The sequence below is a fragment of the Nocardia vinacea NBRC 16497 genome, from assembly GCF_000308835.1.
Classification (GTDB): Bacteria; Actinomycetota; Actinomycetes; order Mycobacteriales; family Mycobacteriaceae; genus Nocardia; species Nocardia vinacea.
In genome coordinates, this window is sequence record NZ_BAGN01000429.1 from 1 (window position 1) to 24044 (window position 24044).

The 24044-nt window shown below is 66.3% G+C and carries 21 protein-coding genes and 1 pseudogene; 8 read left to right on the forward strand and 14 right to left on the reverse strand.

Features of this window, described 5'->3' with window-relative positions:
• Positions 1–642 (reverse strand): annotated as a pseudogene (locus ON44_RS45670) (hypothetical protein); the annotation flags it as partial.
• Positions 643–672: 30 nt separating this feature from the next.
• A complete protein-coding gene (locus ON44_RS45675) occupies positions 673–1728 on the reverse strand; it encodes an enoyl-CoA hydratase/isomerase family protein (RefSeq protein ID WP_051183427.1) in 1056 nt (351 codons plus the stop codon).
• A 138-nt stretch (positions 1729–1866) separates the two neighbouring features.
• Between ON44_RS45675 and ON44_RS45680 the strand changes: the two genes are divergently transcribed.
• From ON44_RS45680 to ON44_RS45695, 4 genes are all read left to right on the forward strand, one after another.
• A complete protein-coding gene (locus ON44_RS45680) occupies positions 1867–2643 on the forward strand; it encodes an enoyl-CoA hydratase (RefSeq protein ID WP_040701723.1) in 777 nt (258 codons plus the stop codon).
• 222 nt (positions 2644–2865) lie between these two features.
• Entirely contained in the window at positions 2866–4569 is a 1704-nt protein-coding gene (locus ON44_RS45685; protein WP_040701725.1) for a hypothetical protein, read from the forward strand.
• Positions 4570–4722: 153 nt separating this feature from the next.
• On the forward strand, positions 4723–5778 hold the full coding sequence (locus ON44_RS45690) for a zinc-dependent alcohol dehydrogenase (protein ID WP_218007791.1): 1056 nt from the start codon (positions 4723–4725) through the stop codon (positions 5776–5778).
• Between the two features lie 119 nt (positions 5779–5897).
• Positions 5898–7436 (forward strand): carboxylesterase/lipase family protein, encoded by a 1539-nt coding sequence (locus ON44_RS45695; RefSeq protein ID WP_040701728.1) that lies wholly within the window; start codon positions 5898–5900, stop codon positions 7434–7436.
• 230 nt (positions 7437–7666) lie between these two features.
• Here the strand turns inward: ON44_RS45695 and ON44_RS45700 are convergent, their stop codons facing one another.
• The 8 genes from ON44_RS45700 to ON44_RS45735 form a co-directional block, all read right to left on the reverse strand.
• Positions 7667–8386, reverse strand: a complete 720-nt coding sequence (locus ON44_RS45700; RefSeq protein ID WP_040701730.1) for a hypothetical protein — start codon at positions 8384–8386, stop codon at positions 7667–7669.
• A gap of 27 nt (positions 8387–8413) precedes the next feature.
• Entirely contained in the window at positions 8414–8917 is a 504-nt protein-coding gene (locus ON44_RS47625; protein ID WP_051183428.1) for a hypothetical protein, read from the reverse strand.
• A 244-nt stretch (positions 8918–9161) separates the two neighbouring features.
• A complete protein-coding gene (locus ON44_RS45710; protein WP_040701732.1) occupies positions 9162–9824 on the reverse strand; it encodes a PaaI family thioesterase in 663 nt (220 codons plus the stop codon).
• Positions 9825–9874: 50 nt separating this feature from the next.
• Positions 9875–10240, reverse strand: a complete 366-nt coding sequence (locus ON44_RS45715) for a hypothetical protein (RefSeq protein ID WP_040701735.1) — start codon at positions 10238–10240, stop codon at positions 9875–9877.
• Positions 10237–10989 (reverse strand): ABC transporter ATP-binding protein, encoded by a 753-nt coding sequence (locus ON44_RS45720; RefSeq protein ID WP_051183429.1) that lies wholly within the window; start codon positions 10987–10989, stop codon positions 10237–10239. Before ON44_RS45720 ends, ON44_RS45715 begins: the two co-directional genes overlap by 4 nt.
• Positions 10986–11699, reverse strand: coding sequence for an ABC transporter ATP-binding protein (locus ON44_RS45725; RefSeq protein WP_040701737.1), 714 nt, complete (start codon positions 11697–11699; stop codon positions 10986–10988). Before ON44_RS45725 ends, ON44_RS45720 begins: the two co-directional genes overlap by 4 nt.
• Positions 11677–13794 (reverse strand): branched-chain amino acid ABC transporter permease, encoded by a 2118-nt coding sequence (locus ON44_RS45730; RefSeq protein ID WP_040701740.1) that lies wholly within the window; start codon positions 13792–13794, stop codon positions 11677–11679. The genes ON44_RS45725 and ON44_RS45730 overlap by 23 nt, the downstream gene beginning before the upstream one ends.
• A 15-nt stretch (positions 13795–13809) precedes the next feature.
• On the reverse strand, positions 13810–15183 hold the full coding sequence (locus ON44_RS45735; RefSeq protein WP_040701742.1) for an ABC transporter substrate-binding protein: 1374 nt from the start codon (positions 15181–15183) through the stop codon (positions 13810–13812).
• 270 nt (positions 15184–15453) lie between these two features.
• On the opposite strand from ON44_RS45735, the gene ON44_RS45740 reads away from it, so the two are divergent.
• Entirely contained in the window at positions 15454–16638 is a 1185-nt protein-coding gene (locus ON44_RS45740; protein WP_040701893.1) for an amidohydrolase family protein, read from the forward strand.
• A 73-nt stretch (positions 16639–16711) separates the two neighbouring features.
• Positions 16712–18139: a FadD3 family acyl-CoA ligase gene (locus tag ON44_RS45745; RefSeq protein WP_040701743.1), complete on the forward strand. Its 1428-nt coding sequence runs from the start codon at positions 16712–16714 to the stop codon at positions 18137–18139.
• A 2-nt stretch (positions 18140–18141) separates the two neighbouring features.
• Here the strand turns inward: ON44_RS45745 and ON44_RS45750 are convergent, their stop codons facing one another.
• The 4 genes from ON44_RS45750 to ON44_RS45765 all read right to left on the reverse strand — a co-directional run bounded on the left by ON44_RS45750 (position 18142) and on the right by ON44_RS45765 (position 21764).
• A complete protein-coding gene (locus ON44_RS45750; RefSeq protein ID WP_040701744.1) occupies positions 18142–19002 on the reverse strand; it encodes an LLM class flavin-dependent oxidoreductase in 861 nt (286 codons plus the stop codon).
• A complete protein-coding gene (locus ON44_RS45755; RefSeq protein WP_040701745.1) occupies positions 18999–19817 on the reverse strand; it encodes a mycofactocin-coupled SDR family oxidoreductase in 819 nt (272 codons plus the stop codon). Before ON44_RS45755 ends, ON44_RS45750 begins: the two co-directional genes overlap by 4 nt.
• Positions 19814–20818 carry a mycofactocin radical SAM maturase gene (mftC, locus tag ON44_RS45760; RefSeq protein WP_051183430.1) on the reverse strand — a complete coding sequence of 335 codons (1005 nt, stop codon included), beginning with the start codon at positions 20816–20818 and terminating at the stop codon, positions 19814–19816. Before mftC ends, ON44_RS45755 begins: the two co-directional genes overlap by 4 nt.
• Positions 20819–20930: 112 nt before the next feature.
• The gene (locus ON44_RS45765) at positions 20931–21764 is read right to left on the reverse strand and encodes a TauD/TfdA dioxygenase family protein (RefSeq protein ID WP_040701746.1); all 834 of its coding nucleotides are present in this window, start codon (positions 21762–21764) and stop codon (positions 20931–20933) included.
• 160 nt (positions 21765–21924) lie between these two features.
• Between ON44_RS45765 and ON44_RS45770 the strand changes: the two genes are divergently transcribed.
• Positions 21925–22533, forward strand: a complete 609-nt coding sequence (locus ON44_RS45770; RefSeq protein ID WP_040701747.1) for a TetR/AcrR family transcriptional regulator — start codon at positions 21925–21927, stop codon at positions 22531–22533.
• Between the two features lie 242 nt (positions 22534–22775).
• Positions 22776–24029 (forward strand): amidohydrolase family protein, encoded by a 1254-nt coding sequence (locus ON44_RS45775; protein WP_040701748.1) that lies wholly within the window; start codon positions 22776–22778, stop codon positions 24027–24029.
• Positions 24030–24044 lie beyond the last annotated feature (15 nt).

Below are 24044 nucleotides of genomic sequence, written 5' to 3' on the forward strand. Positions count from 1 at the left end.
CGCAGCAGCAGGCAGCGCGGCGGCAGAGTCCGCAGCAGCACGCACTACAGCGGCGGGGCGCGCAGCGGCAGGCAGCACGTCGGCAGGGCGCGGGTCGGCAGGCAGCACAGCGGCAGGGCACGCGGCGGATGGCAGCGCGGCGGCGGGTACGCCGAGTAACTGTGCTCGGTCGGCGAGGTCGGTTGCGGTCCACTCGCGGGCGGCCGTGGTGAGCGTCTCCCACGGATCGTCGGCCACCGAATCCAACCCCAGGATTGCGGGCACGGAGTCGACATCGTCTTGGCGGCTCAAGGTGATCGCGCACCAACCGTCCGAGGTGCGCAGCAATCGACCGGCTCCGCCCGCCGTCTGCTGACCGCCGCGTCGTAGGTTCAGCAATCCGGCTCGACCGGCCAAGAGCAGCCCCGGATCGGCACGAACCTCGGCGCCGATCTGCGCGGTGATTCGTGCCAGCGCCTCGGCGGTTTCGAGGAGTAGTCCGTATGCCGCCGCCGGCGAGACAGTAGGAGCGCCGTCGGGGCGTCCGGTCAGATCCATGGCGCCGGACGCCGCCCAGGCGAGCGCCGCGCACTCCGGCTGCGTTTCGATCGGGCGCGACAGGACATCGGACGGGCACAGCGACCGCACCCAATCTCGCAGCACCGCTGCCGTAGCCGAGGTATTCGTGTGCGATCAACTCCTCGTCTGTTCGACCGCGTCGACCATGCCCCACTCCAGTGCGGCCGCCGCGGTCAATCGCTGTTCGGTCAACATCAGCCAGGCCGCGCGCCAGCGGCCGATCCGCCGCGGCACGCTGACGGTACCGCCCGCTCCGGGCACCAGACCCATCCGCAGTTCCGGGAATGCGAAATAGGTATCGGGGGCGGCGATCACCGTGCCCGCGAATGCGGCCACCTCCGCGCCCGCACCGATGCATGCTCCGTGGACGCGCACCGTGACCCGGTCCCGGATGCGGTCGATGATCCGCCATGGCGCCCGGTCCAGCCGGACCAGATACGCAGCCACCAGATCCGTCGCCGTACCGAATTCGTCCAGATCGCCCCCGCTGCTGAAAACTGGTCCGGCCCCGTTGATTTCGACGGCCGTGAGCGCGGGATCGAGGTCGGCCAGGCGCACCGCCTCCAGCAGGTCCTCACGCAGCCGCATGCTGAGTGCATTGCGTCGCTGCGGGTGATTCAGCGTGATCGTCAGGCGATCGTCGTCGCGGTGCGTCCGGACCAGGGCATGCTCCGGTGGTGTGACTGTGCGCGCCGCGCCGCGCTCGGCCAGCCAACGCTCGAATTCGTTGCCACCGAGGAGCATCGAATACACCGCTGCCTCCGCCGCCAGCGCGGGCACGGTCGGCAATCGCACCGTCTGGCGCAGCAACTGTCCACACGCGACGGCCGCGCGGGGCGAATGCTGCACCGCCGCCCCCAACAGATCGAGCGCGGCATCGATATCGTCCACCACAACGGCCTGCGGCAACGGGTTCGCCGCGGCATCCGTGGTGAGAGTCAGCGTCGTCGCCGCCAGCAGTGGCGTCAGGCCGGGTGTCGCAGGCCCACGCAGCACCCCGATGACGAGCGGTAGCGCCTGATTCATCCGTTCGGCGGTCCGGGCGATTCGGGCCGGTGGTTGCGTACCGAATGCGTCCAGCGGGACCACCACCATCGGGGTGGCCGGAGTTCCGTCCGCGGTGAGGTCCACCGCGAACTCGTCGAATAAATCGATCCCCGAATCCGGCATAACTAAAAGCTAGCCGCGTCGACGAGACGGACCAACTGCATCGACGCTCCAGTCGTCCGTGGTCGGAACCGACCGGAAAGAGTATACCTAATCTGGTTAGAGTAGCTCACGTCCGATTCTCGACCCGGAAGGCCGACAATGACCGATCAGCCCGATGTCCTCGTGGAACGCACCGACACGATCGTGCGGCTGACCCTCAACCGCCCCGACCGGCTCAACGCCCTGACTGCCGACATGATGAACGAGGCCGCGACGGCCGTCGAGAAATTCGGCGACGATCCGACCGTTCGGGTGTTCGTCGTGACCGGCAACGGACGCGCATTCAGCTCGGGAGCGGATCTTTCCAACTCGGCCAGCAATGGTCCACAGGTCGCGACGATCGACGCGGCCAACCGATTGATCCGCGCCCTGCGCGCCGCGCCCCAACCGGTGCTCGCGGCGATCAACGGTCCCGCGGTCGGCGTCGGATGTTCACTGGCACTGGCCGCGGACATCACCGTCGCCCGCGAATCCGCCTACGTCCTGCTCGCCTTCGCCAATGTCGGCCTGATGCCCGATGGCGGTGCGACCGCCATGGTCCCGACTCTGATCGGATATGCCCGCGCCGCCCGCATGGCCATGCTGGCCGAGCGCATTCCCGCACCGCTGGCTGCCGAATGGGGTTTGATCGGCCAGGTGGTGCCCGATACCGACTACGATGCCGAAATCGCAAGGCTGACAACCAAGCTCGCCAACGGACCGACGGCGGCATACACCCGTACCAAGCGCGCATTCAACGCGATGGCCCTCGCCCAACTCGACCAGGCGCTCGACCTGGAACGCGAAGGTCAGTCCGCCCTTTTCGAGACCGCTGATGTCGCCGAGGGCATCGCGGCGTTCAAAGCCAAACGCACGCCAGGTTTCATCGGCCGCTGACCGAGTTCGTCAGATACCACAAAATTCAGCGGAACCTGTTTCAGAGGCTTCACAAAAGCCCTGCTCAGCGCGGATAGCACAGCGCCACTGTGTGATTGACACCGAGGAGGACGACTCGTAGCTTCGGCGGACCGGAACGCGATCCGGCCCGACGAAGGGAACTCAGCGTTGATACGGCGTGCGTGGTCAGATCTCTGGTCGGTAAGAACTTGGTGGCGCGCAATGACTTCGGCGACGGCGAGTGTCGCGGCAGCAGCCGTGCTGATGCCCGCGCACGCGGAGCCGAGCGACGCCGAGCGAGCCGAAGTGCCGGTAATCTCGACATCGGCGATCGCCTCGGTCACCGAATCCGTTGTAACCGTGCGGATTCCGCTGCCGGAGTCGGCCGGACCGCATCCGAGTGCCTGCGACCAACTGTCGTATCTGCGCTACCGCGACATCGCCGGTCCGCCTCGCTCGGCCGATGCGGACGCCGTTCTGGTCGCCCAGCCCGGCATCTTCGAAGGTGCGGGAGCGTTCGACAGCGTCGCCCGTAACACCGTAGCCGCGGCCGCGGAAGTCGGTCGGCACGTGGAATTCTGGGCGCTGGATCGCCGTTCCAACTGCCTCGAGGACCACACCGGAATCCACGCCGCCCGCGCCGACGGAGACGTCCATCGCGCTGTCGACTACTACTACCGCAACGCCGAGATCAACGGTCACCGGTTCGAAGGCTATCTGCTCGACGACCGTTCGGCCTGGCTCGGCCACCTCGGCATCGCACAAACCGTGCAGGACGAATTCGACCTGCTCACCGCCGAGCTGCCGGATCCCACGGTACGCGGACAGAAGGTGCTGTGCGGCGGCCACTCGCTCGGCGGCATCGTCACCGGCGTATTCGCCGAATGGGATTTCGGCGGCGTCGCCGGTGGTGATCAATGCGCGGGCTATTTCGCACTGGACTCCGCGATCGACACCTCGCTCTCCGCGCTCAACGGCATCCCCGACATGGTCGATCTGTCCATAGGCGGCCGCGGCTACGATGCCGTGACCGCCGGGCTCGTCAGCGGCGCACTCCCGCGAGTGCTGGCACTACCGGCGGTCATCAACCCGGAGACGATGAACCTGCTCGGCATCGCGGGGCTGGCCGCATATCTGGCGCCGGACACCGAATCCGATCTGGCACACGACATTCCGAACAGCCTCAACCAGGACGCCACCTATCGGGTGCTGATGTCACGCGATGCCGCGACCGCGGCCACCGGCTCGCCATCGGTCCGCGACTTCCGAGTCACCAACGCCGCCGTGCTCGGCGCCTTCCTCGACGCCAACTCCCAGCCACTCGCACTGCTGCAAACCGGGTTCGGATTCTTCGACGGTGGCCCGGTAGCCGAGAAGAACTTCCCGGTTCCCGGCGACATCGCCGCGATACCCGCGCTGCACGGACTGACCGGCACCATGCTCGGTCCCGATCGCAAGGCGATCCCGGCAGCCCCCAACGGACCGCTCTACACCTGGCGCGACTACGACCAACTCGCCGATGTCGCCGTACCGGTCGACAGCCACGGGGTCCCGTTCACCGATTCCGGACAGGAGGTCACCGACCTGCGAGACCTCTCGCGCAGTCTGGCGGCACAGCCCTTGGACTTCACCGAGTGGTACTTCCCGACCAAACTGGCCAGCGATACCTACCAACTGCACGCCCCCGACATCGCTCGGCACACCACCCATCCCGGCGCCATCGACGCCCACCCCACCATCAATCTGATCGGCGGCTCCGGAATCGCCCTCGCCAGCGGACATCCCGGCCGCGGCAGCACCGTGATCGCCCCCGGCTACCACCACCTCGACGTACTCACCGCCGCCACGAACCAGAACAACCGGCAACCCGAAATCGTCTCCACCACACTCGCCCGCTTCGTCCTCGACACCACCGGTCCACACTGACCGAGGGACGATGGTGTACCCAGGTACACCATCGTTTCGGGACCTCACTCCCTGGGCTCGCCCCTGTGGCGACGGCATCGTTGATGCCAACGAAGTCGTCGGCCGCGCACCGAGCCGACGGTGAATCCAGAGAGGACAGCCAGCATGGCAACGATGAAGTCGGTTCAGACCAGCACACCCGGCGCGATCACAGTGGTCGAGGAGCGGCGCCCGACGCCTGGCGCGGCCGATGTGCTGGTGCGGATCCGGGCGTGTGGAATCTGTGGCACCGACGCGACCTTCGTGCATATGGGCGGTATGCCGAAGGTGCTCGGGCCGCAGGTCAAGGCCGAGGCCCTGACGCCGGACCAGATGCGGCCGGTGCTGCTCGGCCACGAACCGGCAGGCGAGATCGTCGAGGTCGGAGCCGATGTCACCGGCCTGCAGATCGGTGATCACGTGGTGGTCAATCCGCAGGCCGCCCCGTCGGGCATCATCGGTTGCGGCGGACCGCTGGGCGGTATGAGCGAATATCTGCTCATCGAGAATGCCGTGGTCGGCACCAGCATCGCCATCGTGCCGGATTCCGTGCCCTTCGCCGTGGCCGCGCTCAACGAGCCGATGGCCGTATCGCGGCATGCCGTGAACCGCTCCGAGGCGAAGCCGGGTGATAAGGCGATCGTCTTCGGTGCGGGCCCGATCGGGCTCGGCGCGGTGATCTGGCTGAAGCTGCGCGGCGTCGAGCACGTTGTCGTCGCCGATGTGATCGCCTCCCGGCTCGACAGCGCCCTCGCGGTGGGCGCGGACGCGGTCATCGACTCCGCCACCGAGGATGTCGCCGCCCGTCTCGGTGAACTGCACGGTTACGGGAGCAACGCCCTCGGCGCACCGCGCCCCGACACCGACATCTACATCGATGCCGCCGGAGTCGCCGCCGTCGTCAACACCGCCCTCGCCACCGGCAAGTGGGGCGCCAAACTGGTCACGGTCGCCGTGCACAAGAGGCCCGAACCGATCGACCTGGGTGCCATCCTGCGCAACGAGATGACCATCATCGGTTCCCAGGGCTACCCCTCCGAGATTTTCGAGGTCACCCCCGAGATCAGCGAGCACGCCGACCGCTTCGCCCGGCTCATCAGTCACCAGGTCCCGTTCTCCGATGTGCAGAAGGCGTTCGAATTGGCCCTCACCCCTGGCGCTGCGGAAAAAGTGGTCGTCACCTATGAATGAGCCGCAGCCTGCTTCCGCGTGCCGAGATCGGCGCTGGCGGGCCAGGGTCACCTGAAATAGCATTCTCTGAAATTAGAGAGCTGTTCTCATACCTGGCCCCGACTCGACAAGGACTGTGAATGACCGAAGTTACGGCGCGGCAATCCGAACACGCCGAGCCCACACTCCGCACCACCGCAGGCGCGGTCCGTGGGCGACGGGAGAACGGCTTGGTCGTATTCCGCGGGATTCCGTTCGCGCGGCCACCGGTCGGTGCCGCGCGCTTCGCGGCACCGCAGCCGGTCGCCGAGTGGAATGGCGTGCGGGATGCCTTCGAGTTCGGCCCACCGCCGCCGCAGGAGACCTCGTTCGGCAACCGCTCCGGCAGTGTCGTCCTGCCGAAGGGCGACGACTGGCTCACCGTGAACGTCTGGACACCTGATCCCGACCCAGCTGCCCGTAGGCCGGTGCTGGTTTGGATCTACGGCGGCGCCTACAAGCTCGGTTTCTCCGGCAGCCCCGGCTACGACGCGCAACATATCGCACGCGACGGCGACCTCGTGGTCGTCACGCTCAACTACCGGCTCGGTATCGAGGGTTTCGCGCGCATCGACGGCGCACCGGCCAACCGCGGTCTGCTCGACCAGGTCGCCGCCCTCGAGTGGGTGCGCGAGAACATCACCGCGTTCGGCGGGGACCCCGATCAGGTCACTGTCTGCGGGGAATCCGCCGGCGCCGGGTCTATCGCGGCGCTGCTGGCCATGCCGAGCGCGGCCGGACTGTTCCGGCGCGCGATCCTGCAAAGCCTGCCGGGCACGTTTTTCTCCGACGAGCTAGCCACCGATATCGCGACCGCCCTCGCCGCACAGATCGATCTGCGGCCGACGGTGACGGACCTGTCAGGTGCGGATCCATGGATGTTGACCGACGCGGGAGCCAAGGTCGGCGCCTCGATGCGGCAGTACCAGCGATGGGGCGCGGTTTCCCACACCATTACCGCGTTCTCGCCCGTGGTCGACGGTGACGTACTGCCGAAGGCGCCGTGGCAAGCGCTCGCGGATGGCTCCGCCCGCGATGTCACGGTGGTCGTCGGGCACAACCGGGACGAATTCCGGCTGTTCCTCGCCCTCAGCGGCCAACTCGGCACGATCGATGACACACAGGCGGCGCACGCCCTGCAGGCGTTCGGCCCGGGATCCGACGGTGCGCACGCATACCGCACGGCATTTCCGTCCGCCGGACCGGAAGAGCTGTTCGAACTGGTTCAGACGGACTGGCTGTTCCGGATGCCCGCACTACACCTGGCCAATGCCCAGGCAGCAGGCGGTGGCCGCGTCCATCTGTACGAGCTGACCTGGCCCGCGCCGGGCAACGGCGGCGTCCTCGGCGCCTGCCACGGCCTCGACGGACCACTGTTGTTCGCCGCCTTCGGCGCCCACCTCGGCCCGCTGCTCCTCGGTCCCGAACCGTCGGCCGAAGCCCGGGAACTGTCGGCGTATATGCGTAGGCGCTGGAGCGAGTTCGCCAGGACCGGCGAACCGGGCTGGGCCGCTTACGATCCGGAGCAGCGCCTGACTCATATCCTCGATGCGAACCCTTCGGTCATCCGCTACCCCGAGGAAACCTCGCGCGGTCTGTGGCGCGACCACGTCTTCGCGGCGCTGCCACTGCTCGGTTAGGGCGCTCGGTGCGGTGCTCGCGGCGGATAGCGCTCGCGGCGGGGCCGCACCGAGGATGGCCGGGCAGATCGACCGGCCCAGACCTCAGCCGAGAGTCTTTGTCGTGCGGGCTACTTCGCTGGTGTTCGTAGCGCAGCCGATCCGGCGATCGGACCAGCCGCACTACGGAACCAGCGGGGCGATCACCGGAGCGTAGTCGGTGATCGCCCCACCGGGGCAACTGCGTGAGGTTACGAATGGGCCGGAGCCGCAGGCGCATCGGTGCCGTGCTGAGCCTGCAACTGGTTGTACTTCTGTGTTCCGGCAGCAAGACCGACCGGGATAGCCAGGGCGAGACCGCCGACCGTAGCTCCGAAGCCGCCCACCGCGACCGCACCGATCAGGCAGGTCGCCGCGAGCGCGGGGACCGTCAGCGTGCCCGCCGAGATGAGCGTCATCAGCGTGCCGCCCGTTGCCATGCCGAACGGACAGCCCACTACCGCGCCGAGCACCGAACCCACCGCGGAACCCACTGCAAAGGCAGCACCCATATGCGGGTTCGCAGCCTCGACAGCCTGATTGAAGTTCGACATAGGATCACCCGCCACCGGGGCCGCGGCTGCGGTGATCGGAAGCGCCGCAGCTGTGGTGGGCGAGTCGGAGACAGCCGGTGTCGAGTCGGCCTCGTCCTGGATCGGAGATCCGGCAACCGTCCGGCCCGTAGCATCACGGACGTCGAATTGGCCCTGCTGCATGACTACGGTGCCGAAAGGTGTGCTGAGCACCGACTTTCCGACGGCGAGGTCGTCGCTGAAATGCACGCCGGGCGCAACGTCGGTGATGACGGATTGATTCTGCTCGGCATCGACGGCCACCGCGGTATCCGCGTCGGCGCGCGCGGTACCGGCGGCGATCGCGACCGCTGCCGCGGTCAAGGTGGTGACGGCCATGCCACGAGTCTTGAGGTTCATTGTTATCTATCTCCTGGGTCGGGTGAGCTACTGGGCCGAATCGGGGTTCGGGACCTCTTCGGCGATCAGCCCCTTGGAATGCAGCGAGTTGTATTGCTGGCCAAAGGCATTGCTCATCGCGGGTGAGCCGGTCACGATGCTGCCGACGGTCCCACCCAGGAAGCCGAGGGTGCTCGCACCGATGATGCAGCCGCCGACTATCCCTACCGGTGTCAACACGGCCGTCGGGAGCGTGAGGGCACCGCCGGTCACCGCGCCCAACGGGCACCCGACGACCACACCGATCGTCGTCCCGACCACCCGGCCTGCCGTGGAATCGTTGGCGAAGGCGCCAGTGATCGAGGTGAAGGCGTTCAGGTATTCCTGCCCGGGATCCGCGGGCGTCGCACCGGCCTGCTGGGAACTATCGACTACCGCGACGGAGGACGGCGTGGCGGCCTGGTCCGGTTCGGCGGTCGCGGTTCCCGCGCAAATCGTGCTGGCCACGACCGCAACGGCCGCCCATCCGGCCGCCTTGGGTATCTGATGCATGTTGCTGCCTCACTGATATTGGAGCTGAAGAAGAGCGAGAATCACGATCTCATAGAACGAGAATGCTGATACCAGTAAGGGTGCAGCCGAGAAATAGAAAGACATCATGCCTACATGCAAGATTGGCATGGCGACGCACACGATAACCAACTTCTTCCCTACGCGAATCTCTCTCTCCGTTGAGAGAATGTCATTCTTGCAAGGGATGCGGGCAGTTAGAGGTGCTTTTGCGAATATTTGGCGGCTACTGTTGGCCGGGCAGCAAGGTGAGAAATAGCGCGTGCGCATCGGCGCACAGTCGGTCGCCGTCGTGCAGGGTCGCGACCAAGAAGATCTTGCGCCCCTGCTGCCGCTCGACTCTGGCGCGGATGGTCAGCTCTGTATCGAGCGGGGTAATGGACCGGTAGTCGACGGTCAGTGATGCGGTGCGGATCGCCGCCCCCGAATAGGCGACCCCACTCATGCCGAGCACGGTGTCGAAGGCGAGCGCGATATGTCCGCCGTGCACCGCCGAATTGCCGCCGAGATGGAAGCGGCGAAAGGTAATACGAGCCGATACGCCGTCGCGGTCGGAGCGGTCCACGACGAACGGCGGCAGGGTGATGTTGCCGTTCGCGGGCACGTCGGGCCGAACCCAACCGGGCACCGACCATTCGTCGACCAGGACCGTGTCCAACAGTCCGTTGAGCTCCTTCAATGTGGTGATGGATTCCAGCGCCACGTCATCGGAGGGGCAGGCCAGTCGCACACGGTCCATCAGGCCGCGAATTTGTTCGATGAACTCCCCGTAGTGCGGACCGCCACGGGAGATATCGGGGGTTCGATCCAGCGACCGAGACCGTGCCGGCCGAAACCCACCTTCGTGGTGCTCCTCGGTGGGTAACGGCTCGAACTGGCTCTCATCCATGAGAATTACATTATCGCCCGGCCCTGCCGCACTGCGGACCGCCGCCCGCCCTACGGAACGGCAGCACCGTCGTGGGTGATGGCCTTTCCGTTCAACTGGTCACCCAGTTGCGCGAGATCGTAGGACTGCCTGGCCAGCCAGAAGCGCAGGAATCCGGTCAGCGAATAGCGCAGGAACAGCGCCGATCCGACCACGCTCGCGGCCACGCCGCCGAGTGCGAGGGTTATCGCATCGCGTTGTGCCAGTGGGTCTTTGGTGCCGTGCGCCATGAAATAGGACACCACGGCCACCAGCAGGCCGAGCACCATGAGGGTCACTCCGGTGCGCAGCCACAGCACGGCCCGGCCGGCCGCGGGGTCGGGAATCTTGGCTTCGTTGAGTTCGCGGACGAAGCGGTCCGCACGTGTTTCGGTCATTCGGAGCTTCCTAAGTAGAGGGCCGCCAGTTCGTCGCGGATGCTGTCGGGGTGGCCTTGTTTTTCGATGCGACCGCGCACGAGCACGGCCGCGTGGTCGGCGATATCCAGTACCGCGGCGGCGAACTGCTCGACGACCAGGACGGCCACGCCCTGGCGGGCGATTTCGGCGACCTGCTCGTAGAGCTGACCGACCACCAGCGGCGCCAACCCCATGGACAGTTCGTCGAGCATGAGCACCGCCGGATCGGTGGCCAGGCCGCGGGCCAGAGCGAGCATCTGCTGTTCGCCGCCGGACATGGTGCCTGCCGTCTGATCGGCCCGCTTCCCGAGAATCGGGAAGCGGGTGAAGGCGATCTCCTGGATCTCCTCCCGGGAGCGACCCGTGAAGGTCATCATCAGCAGGTTGTCGCGAACCGACAGATTGGGGAATACGCCGCGTCCCTCCGGGATCAGGCATACCCCGGCCCTGGCCAGGTCGCGTGGGTCGGCACCGGTCATATCGCGTCCGCCCAACCGAAGTTGGCCGGACGCGACCGGATGCACACCGGCGGCGACCTGCAGTGTGGTGGTCTTGCCCGCGCCGTTCGGCCCGAGCAGGGCGACCACCTGACCCCCGACGACGCTCAGATCAATGCCGTGCAGCACCGTGATCGCGTCATAGGCCGCGCGCACCTCGCGCAGTTCCAAAAGCGGGCCGGCGACGAGATCCGGTGTCGCCGGTGCTGTTTCGATGCTGTCCACGGTCATGCCGCCCCCAGATAGGCCGCGAGCACGGTTTCCTCGCGCCGGATCACCTCGGGTGGGCCCGAGGCGATGACCTTGCCGAGGTCGAGTACATAGACCTCGTCACAGACATTCATGACCAACCCCATATCGTGTTCGACCAGCAGCACCGCCGTCCCGTCGGCGGCCAGCGAACGCAGTAGCGCCGCGAATCGTTCGGTCTCGCTGTGGTCCTGACCGGCCGCGGGTTCATCGAGCAGGATGAGTTCGGGTCGCGCGGCCAGCGCCCGGCCCACCTCGATCAATCGGCCGGTCCCGGTCGGTAGCGCGTCGGCACTGCTGTCGGCGACTTCGCGCAGATCCAACCGTTCGATGATCTCGTCGACGACCCGGGCGGCATGCCGACGCTGCGGCCCGAGTTCCGCGGCGACCAGCAGATTGTCACGAACGCTCAAGCGGCCGAACAGTTCCAGCCGCTGGAAGGTGCGAGCCATCCCGAGCCGGGCGCGGCGGGCCGTGCCGAGCCGGGTGACATCGCGCCCATTGATCAGCACCCGCCCCGAGGCCGGTTTGCGCAGACCACAGATCACGTCGAAGAACGTGCTCTTGCCCGCACCGTTCGGACCGATCAATCCGGTGACACGACCGGCTTCGGCCACCAATCCCGCGCCGTCGAGCGCGCGGTGGCCGCCGAAGACGACGCTCACATCCTCAACTTGCAGCAGCGGTGGCACGGCTCAGCACCTCCTCGTCCTTGGTCCGCCATGGCCGCCGAATCCCCCACCATTCGACCGGTATTTCGGGTTCAGCCCGCACGCGCTGCCGCGCGATCCAGACGCGGGCTCCGACGACGACGAGCACCAATCCGAAGAACAAATGCCAGCCGGTGATCACATCAGCCAGTCGAAGCACCCACAGCAGCACCGAGCCGACCAGCACCACCGGCATCACCACACGATCGCGGAACATCGGCAGCCATTCCTCCCGCATGGTGGCAATCGCGCCCTGACCGAGCATGCCGCCCGCGAAGGCGATACCGCCCAGCGAAGGCAGCACCTGGGACAGGTTCAACAGCGACGGCCAGAGCACCGGAATCACCAGCAGCGGCCCGGCGTAAGCCACGCCGGTGAAGAAGCCGCTGCCGACCGCGCCGAGACCGGCGATCACCACGATCAGGAAGATCGGCAACCCGGAAACCAGGTTGAAGTGATCGGAGGTGACCGCCCGCAACTGCATGCCGTACAGCGCACCGCCGAGTCCGGCGATGGCCGCCGAGAGGGCGAACACCAGTACCTTCGCCATCAGCAGATCGCCGCCGAGGGTCGCGTACGCGGCCTCGCTGTCGCGCATCGCGATCAAACGTCGCCCGAACCGGCTGCGCCGCAGCATCGCTATCGCGAAGCCCGCCGCCGCCAGGCATACCGCCGCGAATACGGTCACCTGGGCGGTGCTGTCGAGATGCAGGCCGAACAGTCGTGGCCCGACCAGACTCACCGAGCCCTGTTCGAAGAAGTTGATCTCCACGCCGAATATGTGCACGGTCGGCAACGTGAATACCCACCGGTCCAGGACGACCGAGAACGCCACCGTCGCCAGGGCCAGATAGACCCCGGACAGCCGGAGCGCGGGCAATGCGATCACCGCACCCACCGCACCCGCGACAGCCATTGCCAGGAGCAATGCCCACCACTGCCCGTCCGCGCCGTACTGGGCATAGATGACCGCCCCGATTCCGGCGATGCTGAGCTGACACAGCGAGATCTGCCCCGCGTATCCGGCCAACGGCACGAACGACAACCCGATCACGCCGAAGGCGAAGATCTGCCCGTAGGTGATCAGATCGGCCTCGCCGAGGACCGTGGCCAGCACGACGCCCAGCGCCACGACCACCGCCGCGAAGGCGGCCGATCCCGAAACCGTCGGCAGCGGAACCGGACTGAGCCGCCGATCCCGACCGCGCAGCCGACCGTGCGGGAACAGCAGCAGCGCGATGAACAACAGCAGCGCGGGCGCGGCCAGCCGCAGACCCGGCAGATATTCGTTCTGTGGCAGGTAGCCGGTGAGGTAGCTCTCCAGACAACCGACCACGATCGCGCCGAGGAATGTCATCGGCAGGCTGCGCAACCGGCCGAAGATTGCCGCGGTGTAGGCGCTGACGATCAGCAGCGACAACTGTGGTGCATCGAGTGCGACGGTCGGCGCCACCAGGATGCCGCCGATCGCCGCCAACTCGATGCCCAGAATCCACGCCACTCGGTTCGCCCGCCGCGGGTCGGCGCCGGTCAGACCCACCAGTGCACGATCGTCGACCGTGGCCCGCATCTCCGCACCGGTCCTGGTGCGGTACAACAAGATCCGCAGGCCAACGGCCACCGCGATCGCGACCGCCATCGTCAATGCCTGATGCCAGGTGATGGTGACCACGCCGAAGTGCACCGGTCGCTGATCAGCGAAGAACTTCGGCAGAGTGCGGGCGGTGTTGGGATCCCACACCCATTGGGCGAGCAGGATCAGACCACTCAGCAGAGCAATGGTCATCACCAACTTCTCCGCGTCACCGAGGCCCTGGGTAGGGGCCAACGCCTTCGCGAAGACCAAGCCGAACAGCGGCGCGAAGACCAGCAGCACCGCGGCGACGGCCAACGGCGCGGGCACGCCCCAGCCGATATGCAACTGCCAGTACACGAACGCCGAGACCATGCCCGCCGCACCGTGTGCGAAATTGAAAACACCGGTTGTGGTGTAGGTGAGCACCAGGCCGCTACCGATGATCGCGTAGATCGCCGCGGTGCTCAGCCCGACGATGCCGAAGGCGAGGAATTGCTCCATTCCCGGACGACTCCGCTACTTGAAGTCGTTGATGCTGAGGCCGACGTCGGCGAGGGTCAGGCCCTTGCCGTAGTCGTTCTTGTACACGTACGCGTCCATATCGCATCGGTACGGGCCGTTATCGGGTTTGAAATCGGCGGGCTGCTGCCAGCCCTGCGGGGTCGCTTGCACGATGTTGTAACACTTCGGCAGCGCTGCCCCGGTCGGCCGCTCATCCGCCGGCGCCTGCAGGCCGCCCGCGGTCCACGCCGTCTCCTTGACGGCGGCGTCGTAGACGCACTTGCGGGTCAACTGGTCACCGCAACCCGCGGCCGATTTGGCGAAGAGCAGCCACGCGGAGAACGCACGCAGTACCGGGTAGGTGACATCTTTACCGGGGGCGTACTTGGCGAACAGATCCTTCACCAGCTTGACTTCCGGCACTGTCGCGGCCGCCTCGACCGGCGCGACGCCACCCAGATCGGCGAAGTTATTCTGCCCCGCAAGGGATTTGCCGGCCAACTGCAGGAACTGCGAGTTGTAGGCGTTGCTGTTCGCGTCGATCCAGTCCAGCTTGTAATCCATCCCGGTCAGCACATCCTCGAGTTTGGCCAGACTGCGGAAATCGCCGAGGAAGATCAGACCCTTGACGCCCTTGCTCTTGATCGACTGCGCATACGGTGTCCAGTCCGCGACGCCCATGGCCGGATAGAGCTCGTTGTAGATCACCGAGGCGTTCATCGCGGTCAGCGATTCCTGGTATTTGGGCACCATCACCTTGGTCGACGGCGAATCGCCGGTGATGATGCCGACGGCACCGGCGGAGGCCGGATAGGTCGCCATCAGCCACTGGTTGTAACCGATGTAGGGGTTGTATGGGCGAGATATCGAAACACCGCCACCGACCTGTAGGTCGGATCCGGAGTTCTTGACATCGACGATCTGCGCCGGGAAGTCCGGCAGCAGGCACTTCAACCGATCCTCGGTGCCGAGCGAATCCAGCGCGGCGCCGCCACCGACCAGCGCGAAGTCCTCGCGGCAGGCCTCGATCATCCGCTGGCGGACTTCCCTGAGCTTCGAATCGCGCACGGTGGCCACCAGCTTGCGCCCGCCGATACCGCCGGCGGCATTGCACCAGGAGGTGAAAACGTTTGCCGCATCGATGAATTCGGTGTTCTTGGTGAACCCGACGTCACTGAAGACACCGACCTTGATCTCGCCCGCGGTCACGCCCTGCGCGGACGAACTCGACGGCTTACCGGCCTGGCAGACGTTCTTCAGATCACCGAAGTCGCCCGACGCAGTCGAGCTGGTGGTGTTGGTGCCCTCGACTTCCTCACCACCACGACTACAGCCGGCCGCCAGCAGCGCGGCTGCCAGCAGAGCAACGAGTATTCGCTGCGATTTCACGTTTCCTCCTCTATGGGACGCCACCGCGATCGGTCGAGGCCCGCGTCCCTGTCCTTCATCGAGCGGCGCCCCTACCGGATCTGGTGCTCTCGCCGCTGGGAAAGCAGCTTTCCACATTAGGAGAATCAAGACGGTCGATTTGGGAAATGTGGACTACATCAAACTTCCGCGACTGCTCGACCAAGCCCACCCCGCGACAACCCGCACGCACGCGATTGCCACCAGACAGGAATGAGAATAGGATTCTCACAAATAGTGAAGGAGGATCTCATGTCGGCGCAAACTCCGTTGCCGTATCCGCTGTTCGACGCGGACAACCACCTGTACGAGACCAAGGAAGCACTGACCCGCCATCTGCCCAAGCGGTACGAGGGCATCATCCAGTACGTCGAGGTCAACGGCCGGACCAAGATCGCGGTGCGGGGACAGATCAGCGAGTACATCCCCAACCCCACCTTCGAGGTGGTCGCGCGTCCGGGCGCCATGGAGGACTACTTCAAGAACGGCAACCCGGAGGGCAAGAGCCGCCGCGAGATCTTCGGCAAGCCGATGAAGGCCATCGACGCCTTCCGCGAGCCCGGGCCGCGCCTGGCGCTCATGGACGAGCTGAAGGTCGACCGGAGCCTGATGTTCCCCACCCTGGCCAGCCTGGTGGAAGAGCGCCTGCGCGATGATCCGGAAGCCATCCACGCCATCGTCCATTCATTGAACCAGTGGATGCACGAGACCTGGTCGTTCAATTACAAGGACCGGATCTTCGCGGTGCCGGTCATCACCCTGCCGATCGTCGACGAGGCCATCAAGGAACTGGAGTGGGTGGTCGAGCACGGCGCCAAGGCGATCCTGATCCGCCCCGCTCCGGTGCCGGGCTTCCGCGGCCCGCGCTCGTTCGCGCTGCCGGAATTCGATCCGTTCTGGAAGCGGGTGGTCGAACTCGGCGTCGCCGTGACCATGCACACCTCCGACAGCGGCTACGCCCGCTACACCCAGGAATGGGACGGCGCCAACGCCGAGATGCTGCCCTTCGTCACCAATGCCTTCAGCATGGTCAACGAATGGCGGCCGGTGGAGGACGCCGTGACCTCGCTGCTGTGCCACGGTGCACTGCTGCGGCATCCGGAGCTGAAGGTCGCCATCATCGAAAGCGGCGCTGCCTGGCTGGGCCCGCTCATGAACAAACTGTCCGAAACCTTCAAGAAGGCGCCCGAAGGCTTCGGCATGCAGAACCCGATCGAGACCATCAAACGCCAGATCTTCGTCAGCCCCTTCTACGAGGAGGGCGTGAGCGACCTGATCGACCTCATCGGCGTGGATCGGGTGCTGTTCGGGTCCGACTACCCGCACCCCGAGGGCCTGGCCCAGCCCACCCACTTCGCCGACATGCTCACCCATCTGCCGGTCGAGGATCAGGCCAAGATCATGGGCGGCAACCTGGCTGGTCTGCTCGGCGTATGAGTGGTCAGGCCCGGAGGCGGCAGCGAAGCGTAACCACGCAGGGCCCCGCTCATGCGCCAAGTAGGCACAGCGTATGACCTGGGAGACCATCCCGCAGATGGTCATGAGTGCGGCCGACCGCTTCGGCGGCGCCGAAGCGGTCGTGGACGGACCATTGCGGATCAGCTTCACCGAACTGGCGGAACGTGTCCGCCGGGCCGCGGGCGCCTTCGCGAACGCCGGAGTCGAATCCGGTGACCGAGTGGCGATCTGGGCGCCCAATTCGGCCGAGTGGATCATCGCGGCATTCGGATTGCTGAGCGCGGGTGGCGTGCTCGTCCCGGTCAACACCCGGTTCACGGCCGAGGAGGCCGACGATATCGTGCGCCGCAGCGGGGCGAAACTGCTGCTGGTGCAGCAGGGCTTCCTCGGCGTGGACTACGCGGGTCCGGACGGCGTACCGGTGATCGACCTGAAGTCGGAATTCCTGCCCAGCGGCGCGCCGTTCGAACGGCAGGTGCGCGGCGCGGATATCGCCGACATCATCTATACCTCGGGCACGACCGGAAAGCCCAAGGGCGTCATGATGAATCATCTGCAGACCCTGCGGCTGTATTCGGAATGGTGCGAGCTGGCCGATCTACGGGAGGGCGATCGCTATCTGATCGTCAATCCGTTCTTCCACACCTTCGGATACAAGGCCGGGATCATCGCGTCGCTCATCCGCGGCGCGACGATCCTGCCGGTCCCGGTCTTCGATGTCGATCGGGTGCTCGAGCTGGTCGAGCGCGAGCGGGTGACGATGCTGCCCGGTCCGCCGACCCTGTATCACTCGCTGTTGCAGGCCAAGGACCGTTACGAGCTGTCGTCGTTGCGGACGGCGGTCACCGGGGCCGCCGATATTCCGGTCGAACTGATCCGCCGGGTGCACGAGGAGTTGCCGTTCCGATCGATCATGACCGGATACGGGCTCACCGAGGCGGGCACCGCGACGGCGTCGCGCCCCGGCGACACCTTCGAGCAGATCGCGACCACCGTCGGGACCGCCTGCGACGGCATCGAAGTGCGGATCGCCGATGACGGCGAGGTGCTCGTCCGCGGGTACTCCGTCATGCAGGGCTACCTCGACGATGCCGAGGCGACCGCCGCTGCCATCGACCCCGAGGGCTGGTTGCACACCGGCGACCTCGGCAGCCTGGATTCCGACGGACGGCTGCGGATCATCGGCCGTAAGAAGGATATGTTCATCGTCGGCGGCTTCAATGCCTATCCGGCCGAGATCGAAGGCGTCCTCCTCGAGCATCCGGCCGTCGCGCAGGTAGCGGTGATCGGCGTTCCCGACGAGCGGCTCGGCCAAGTCGGAAAGGCGTTCGTGGTGGCCACCGGCCCGATCTCCGAACAAGAACTGATCGGCTGGGCCAAGACCCGCATGGCGGGTTACAAGATCCCGCGTTTCGTGGAGTTCCGAGAAGCGCTGCCGTTGAACGCCACCGGGAAGGTGATGAAGGATCACCTGCGGTAGGCCTACCGCAGATTCCCGATCACCTTAGCCCCGAATTCGGCCAGCGTCTCCGGTGCGGCGAAATCGGTGAACCACACATAGAACCGCTCGACGCCCAGCTCGACGAGGTCGCCGAAGTGTGCGGCGAGTTGTGCCGCGTCACCGACGACAAGGCCGTCGACCAGCTGACCGAATCGCCGAGTGCTGCGCGCGTGAACCTCGGCGGCATCCCGGCCATGGCCGACGAAGCCGACCATCTGCTGGACGGATGCCCGCGCCGATCCGATCTCGGGCAGCAGTTCGGTCAGCCGATTCAGTTGCGGCGCAGGCAGATTCCACCAGGTCGCATAACCGCGCGCCAATTCAAGCAGGGGCGCACTGGTGCCGCCGATGACAATCGGAATCGGTGTACTCGGTGCCGGCACCTGCACCGGTCCCTCGGTATTCGGTGCGCCCCAATATTGGTGCAGCAGTTCCAGACTGCGCCGCAGCCGATCCCGTCGCGCGGGCGCTCGGTCCCGGGTGATATCGAATCCCACCAGTTCGTGCGGTACCGAACCGGCGCCGAGGCCGAGTTCGAATCTGCCGCCCGACGCCTCCTGCAGCGTCACCGCCTCCTTGGCGAGCACCGCCGGATGCCGGAACGAGTCGCACAACACCAGATGTCCGATCCGCAGCCGCTCGGTTCGCGCGGCCACCCATGTGGCCACCGTCATCGCCTCCCAGAGCGGCAGTTGTTCGGCGCCGGGCGCGACCAGATGGTCGATGAACGCAATGCCGTCGAACCCGCTGGCCTCGGCCACGCGGGCCCGTTCCACGATGTCGTCGACGCGCAGCTTGATCTGCGGCAGGAACAGAAACCACTCGGGCGTCGGATTGTTCACAGCGCCAGGCCACCGTCGACGGCGACCGTCGCGCCGGTCATCGCGCTGCTGTCGGGCCCGGCCAGAAAGGCGAGGACGCCGGCGATCTCACCCGGATCGAGCAACCGTCCGATCGGCTGTTGGCCGGCGAATCCCGTCACGTCGGGCAGCCGGTAGAGGCGCGCGATCTCGGCCAGCAGTGCGGTATCGGCGGAGCCTGGACTCACCGCGTTCGCGGTTACCCCGGTACCGCCGAGTTCCGCACCGAGTGCCCGAATCAGTCCTGTCACACCGGCTTTCGCCGCACAGTAGGCGGCAAGCTGAGGCAGACCCTTCGTCGCGGCGGCCGAAGCGACGGCCAGGAACCGCCCCGATCGCGGTGCGGGCCGGGCCAGCAGTGCCGGAACGGCCGCCCGCGCCAGATTCACGACCCCGCCCAGGCAGACATCCAGGACCGCGCGCTCCTGCTCGATCGGCATCTCCCACAACGGAACTCCACCGGCGATCACCCCTGCCGCTGCGACCACCGCATCCAGCCCGCCCCAAGTACCGACCGCCTCGGCTACCGCGGCCTGCAGCGCAGATGGATCGCGCACGTCGGCGATATACGGTCGCACCGCACCGACCCGGTTCACCCGACTGCCCGCATCGGTCGCCACCGCGACGAGTTCGCGTTTACTTCCCATCGGATAGGGCAGCGCGGGATCGTCGCTCGCCAGATCCACCGCGAGCACCGACCAGCCCCGAGACGCCAATTCCAGCACCGTCGCCGCCCCGATCCCCCGCGCGGCGCCGGTGACCAGCGCGACCCGCCGATGCTCCGAACGCGAAGTCACGCCGACCTCCGAACCGCCGGATGATCGGCAACCGGTCGATGTCGATGCGGATAATCCTGCGACAGCTTCGGCGCAGCCAGGCGGTCGATCCCGGCCGGCACCGAATCATCGCGTCCACCTACACGTTCCGTACCCGCCCCGCTGCGCTGCGGCCCACGCAGTTCGGTGCACAGTTCCGAGTTCTGCCAGATGGGTTCGAATCCGCCTGCGGCACGGATGTTTCCGGCGCGGTACCGGTCGGGGCCGGCGAACGGACTCGCGTAGACATAGCCGACCGGGTCGATCAGACACATCATCCGGCCCGCGCCGGGCACGCTCGATCCCGGCAGTGATTCGCCGAAGCCGGACAGATCGTGCTCGCGCAGCCAGTCGTCGAGCATTCGCCGCTGGTTCGCCGTCGGGTGCAACTCGTCCCAGGTGTCCGTGCCGCGGCCCGACGGGCGCAACGGGTTCAGTCGCAGCTGCGCACCGAACATATCGGCAATCGCCTCGAGCGCGTCGAGATGGCCGACGTTATATCTGGTCACGGCGACGGACAGCTCGAATCCATAGACGCCCGAGGAGGCGAGTAACTCCATCGCGCGCACCGCCGCCCGGTATGCCCCGGTGCCGCGCACCGCGTCGTTGACCGCCTCGGTCGCGCCGTCGAGGCAGATCCGCACGTCGATACTGCCGTTCCCGGCGATCCGCCGCGCGGCATGGGGAGTGATCCGAATTCCATTGGTGGAGAACTTCACTCCGATGCGCTTGGCGGTGGCGTAATCGACCAGTTCCCAGAAGTCCGGGCGCACGGTCGGCTCGCCGCCGCCGATATCGACACGGCAAATGCGCATCCGCTCGAATTCGTCGATCAGCGCCTTGCATTCGCCGGTGCTCAGCTCACGCGGATCGCGGCCGCGAGTGCTGGACGAGCAGTGGATGCAGGACAGATCGCAGGCGTGGGTCAGCTCCCAGGTCAGGCAGGTCGGCGCCGCGACGGTTTCGCTGGTGTTGTCGATCATGGGGACTCCCGCGTCATTGCTTGCGCCACCAAGGTGGGAAATGCTGTTCTCGCCACAGGATAATGACATTCTGCAATGGAAACAAGGAAAACGGGGCCGCACCCATTCGGAATCAGGCGACGGCTTCCTCGCCGACGAGGGTGGTGCGGTGCATCAACCGGCGTGAGCTCACCTCGTAGGGCTGGGCACGGTGCAGCATGCCGGTGTTGTCCCACACAACCAGGTCGCCGGGCCGCCATTGATGCCGCAGAGCGAACCGCGGCTGGGTCGACCATTCGAGCAAACGATCCAGCAGCGCCCGGCTCTCGTCGGCCGGCAAGCCGACGACCTGTGCCGCGGTCGCGCCGATCAGCAGCGACTTGCGGCCGTTCTTGCGCGTCCACACCAGCGGATGCACGCGGGTCGGCACCTTCGCCCAAGCGGCTCGCTCCCGATCCGTCGGATCAGGATTGGCCAGCGATTGCGCATGCGCGAAACTGTGCACCACGCGCAGGGTTTCGAGTTCGGTCCGCTCCGCATCCGGCAGCGCCGCGTAGGCGGCGAAGGTATTGGCGAATTCGGTGTCACCGCCGTCGGCGGCCACCTCGAGTGCGGTCAGCAGGGTGGCCTGCTGCGGGACCGCATCGGTCGCGCCATCGATATGCCAGAAGAATGTGCCCTCCCGATAGGCGGCCAGCACGCTCTTGGCCGGATCTCGGGTAATGGCAGATACCTCCGGATGCGACTTCTCCCCGCCGAACGGCGCGACCACCACCTCGCCGAGCAGGCGGCTCAGCGCAACGAGCGCGTCATCATCGATATGGGCGTCGCGGTAGATCACCACCCCGGATCGGTCGAGGGCAGCCCGCAGGTCGTCGGCAACGCGCCGGTCGGCGAGTTGGCGGCCGGACAATCCGGTGATTTCCAGTCCGATGTGGTCGGTCACGGGGATGGCGGTGACGGTCATGATGCGCCTCTTCGGTACGGCAGCACGTGGGTCGATACCCTGCACATGCTGAACAAGTGCCCAAACTCGATAGGTGCATATGCTTAACACCGTGACGGATGACAGGTCAAGGGGCCGCGCGAGCACGGACGAGTCGACGACCACGCGCGGTACCGCCCGGGTGCGCCGCGTCGGCGCGGAGGATTCGGCCACCCGGCTCGCCATCCTGGATGCCACCGCGCGGATCATGCTCGAGCAAGGACACGCCGCGGCGACGTCACGGCGGGTCGCCGCGCTGGCAGGGGTCAAACCCGCGCTGGTGCACTACTACTTCCCGACCATGGACGACCTGTTCCTGGCGGTATTCCGCCGCGGCGCGGAGGCCAATCTGGAGCGGCAGCGCCGAGCCGTGTTCTCCGAGCAGCCGCTGCATGCACTCTGGCAGCTCAGCCGGGAACCGTACGGCACCCGGCTACAGCAGGAATTCATGGCGCTGGCCAACCAGCGCCCGGCCATCCGGACCGAAATCGCCGCCTATATCGAACGTTTCCGCGATATCCAGGTGACCGCGCTGACCTTCATCGCCCGGGCCAACGGTCTCGACCTCACCCAGCTGCCGCCGGTGGTGATTTCACTGCTCATCGCCAGCGTATCCGGGGTCATCGCGACCGAGAACGCCGTCGGCGTCACGCTCGGCCACGCCGATCTGGTCGCATTCGTCGAGCAGTACCTGGACAGGTTCGAGGCGACCGCACGCACCGCGACCACGATCGAGGCCGCGGATTCGTGATCCGCGGCGTGTGCTCAGTCCGAGTTTGAGCGCTAGTTCAGCATCCGAACCGAGGTAGCACGCGGCTCCGACAGCCCGCGGTCGATATCCGGTGGGAATTTGTCGACCACGCCCGCGCGCAGGGTGTATGGTCGATCTCACTGCGAGAGTGGCATTCTCCCAAATGAAGATTGACCATCTCTCCGCTTGTCGAGATCGGGGTGACGCACACCCCCGGCGTCGCACGAACAGCGAGGAGTCACGTGAACATCGACGACATGATCCTGGTGAGCATCGACGACCACGTCGTCGAGCCGCTCGATATGTTCGACGGCCGGGTACCGAAGAAGTGGGCCGATCTGGCGCCGAAGGTGATCGTCGACGACAAGGGGGTCGACCGGTGGGTCTACCGGGGAAAACCGACGGGTGTCACCGGGCTCAACGCAGTCGTTTCCTGGCCGCCGGAGGAGTGGGGGTACGACCCGGCCGGTTACGCGGAAATGCGGCCCGGTGTCTACGACATCCACGCCCGCGTACGGGATATGAACGCCAACGGCATCCTGGCCTCGATGTGCTTCCCCACCTTCGCCGGATTCAGCGCCGGTCACCTGAGTCACTTCAAGGACGAGATCACCGTCGCGATGATCCAGGCATACAACGACTGGCATCTCGAGGGCTGGTGCGACATCTACCCTGGCCGGTTCATTCCGAACGCCATTCTGCCGCTGTGGGATCCGCAGCTGGCCGTCGCCGAGATCCAGCGCGTCGCAGCTAAGGGCTTCCGTGGTGTCACGATGGCGGAACTGCCGCACCTGCAGGGCAGCCCCAGCTATTTCGACGAGGACTTCTGGGGACCGGTCTTCGGGGCGCTGAACGAAACCGGTCTGGTCATGAACCTGCATATCGGCACCGGATTCGGGGCGCTCAAGCTGGCGCCGGACGCGCCGATCGACAATCTGATGTGCCTGGCGCCGACGGTCTCCCAGATCACCGTCCAGGATCTGCTGTGGGGTCCGGCATTTCGCAACTATCCCAATCTGAAGGTGGCGCTGTCGGAGGGCGGCATCGGCTGGATCCCGTTCTTCCTGGATCGCTCCGATCGCCACTACACCAATCAGAGGTGGCTGCGGCGCGACTTCGGCGGCAAGCTGCCGAGCGAGGTCTTCCGCGAGCACGTGATCGCCTGCTACGTCACCGACCCGACCGCACTCACCTATCGGGACGCCGTCGGGATGGACATCATCGCCTGGGAATGTGACTACCCGCACTCGGACTCGCTGTGGCCCGACGCACCCGAATTCGTGCTGAAGGAACTGAACGCCGCCCACGCCGACGACACCGATATCAACAAGATCACCTGGCAGAACGCCTGCCGTTTCCTGAATTTCGATCCGTTCGAGCACACCCCGAAGGAGCAGGCCACCGTCGGCGCGCTGCGAGCGAAGGCCGCTGGTTGGGATACCTCGACGACGACGCGGCAGCAATACGCCGAAGCCTATGCCCAGCAGGCACACTGATCGAGGAATGACGAT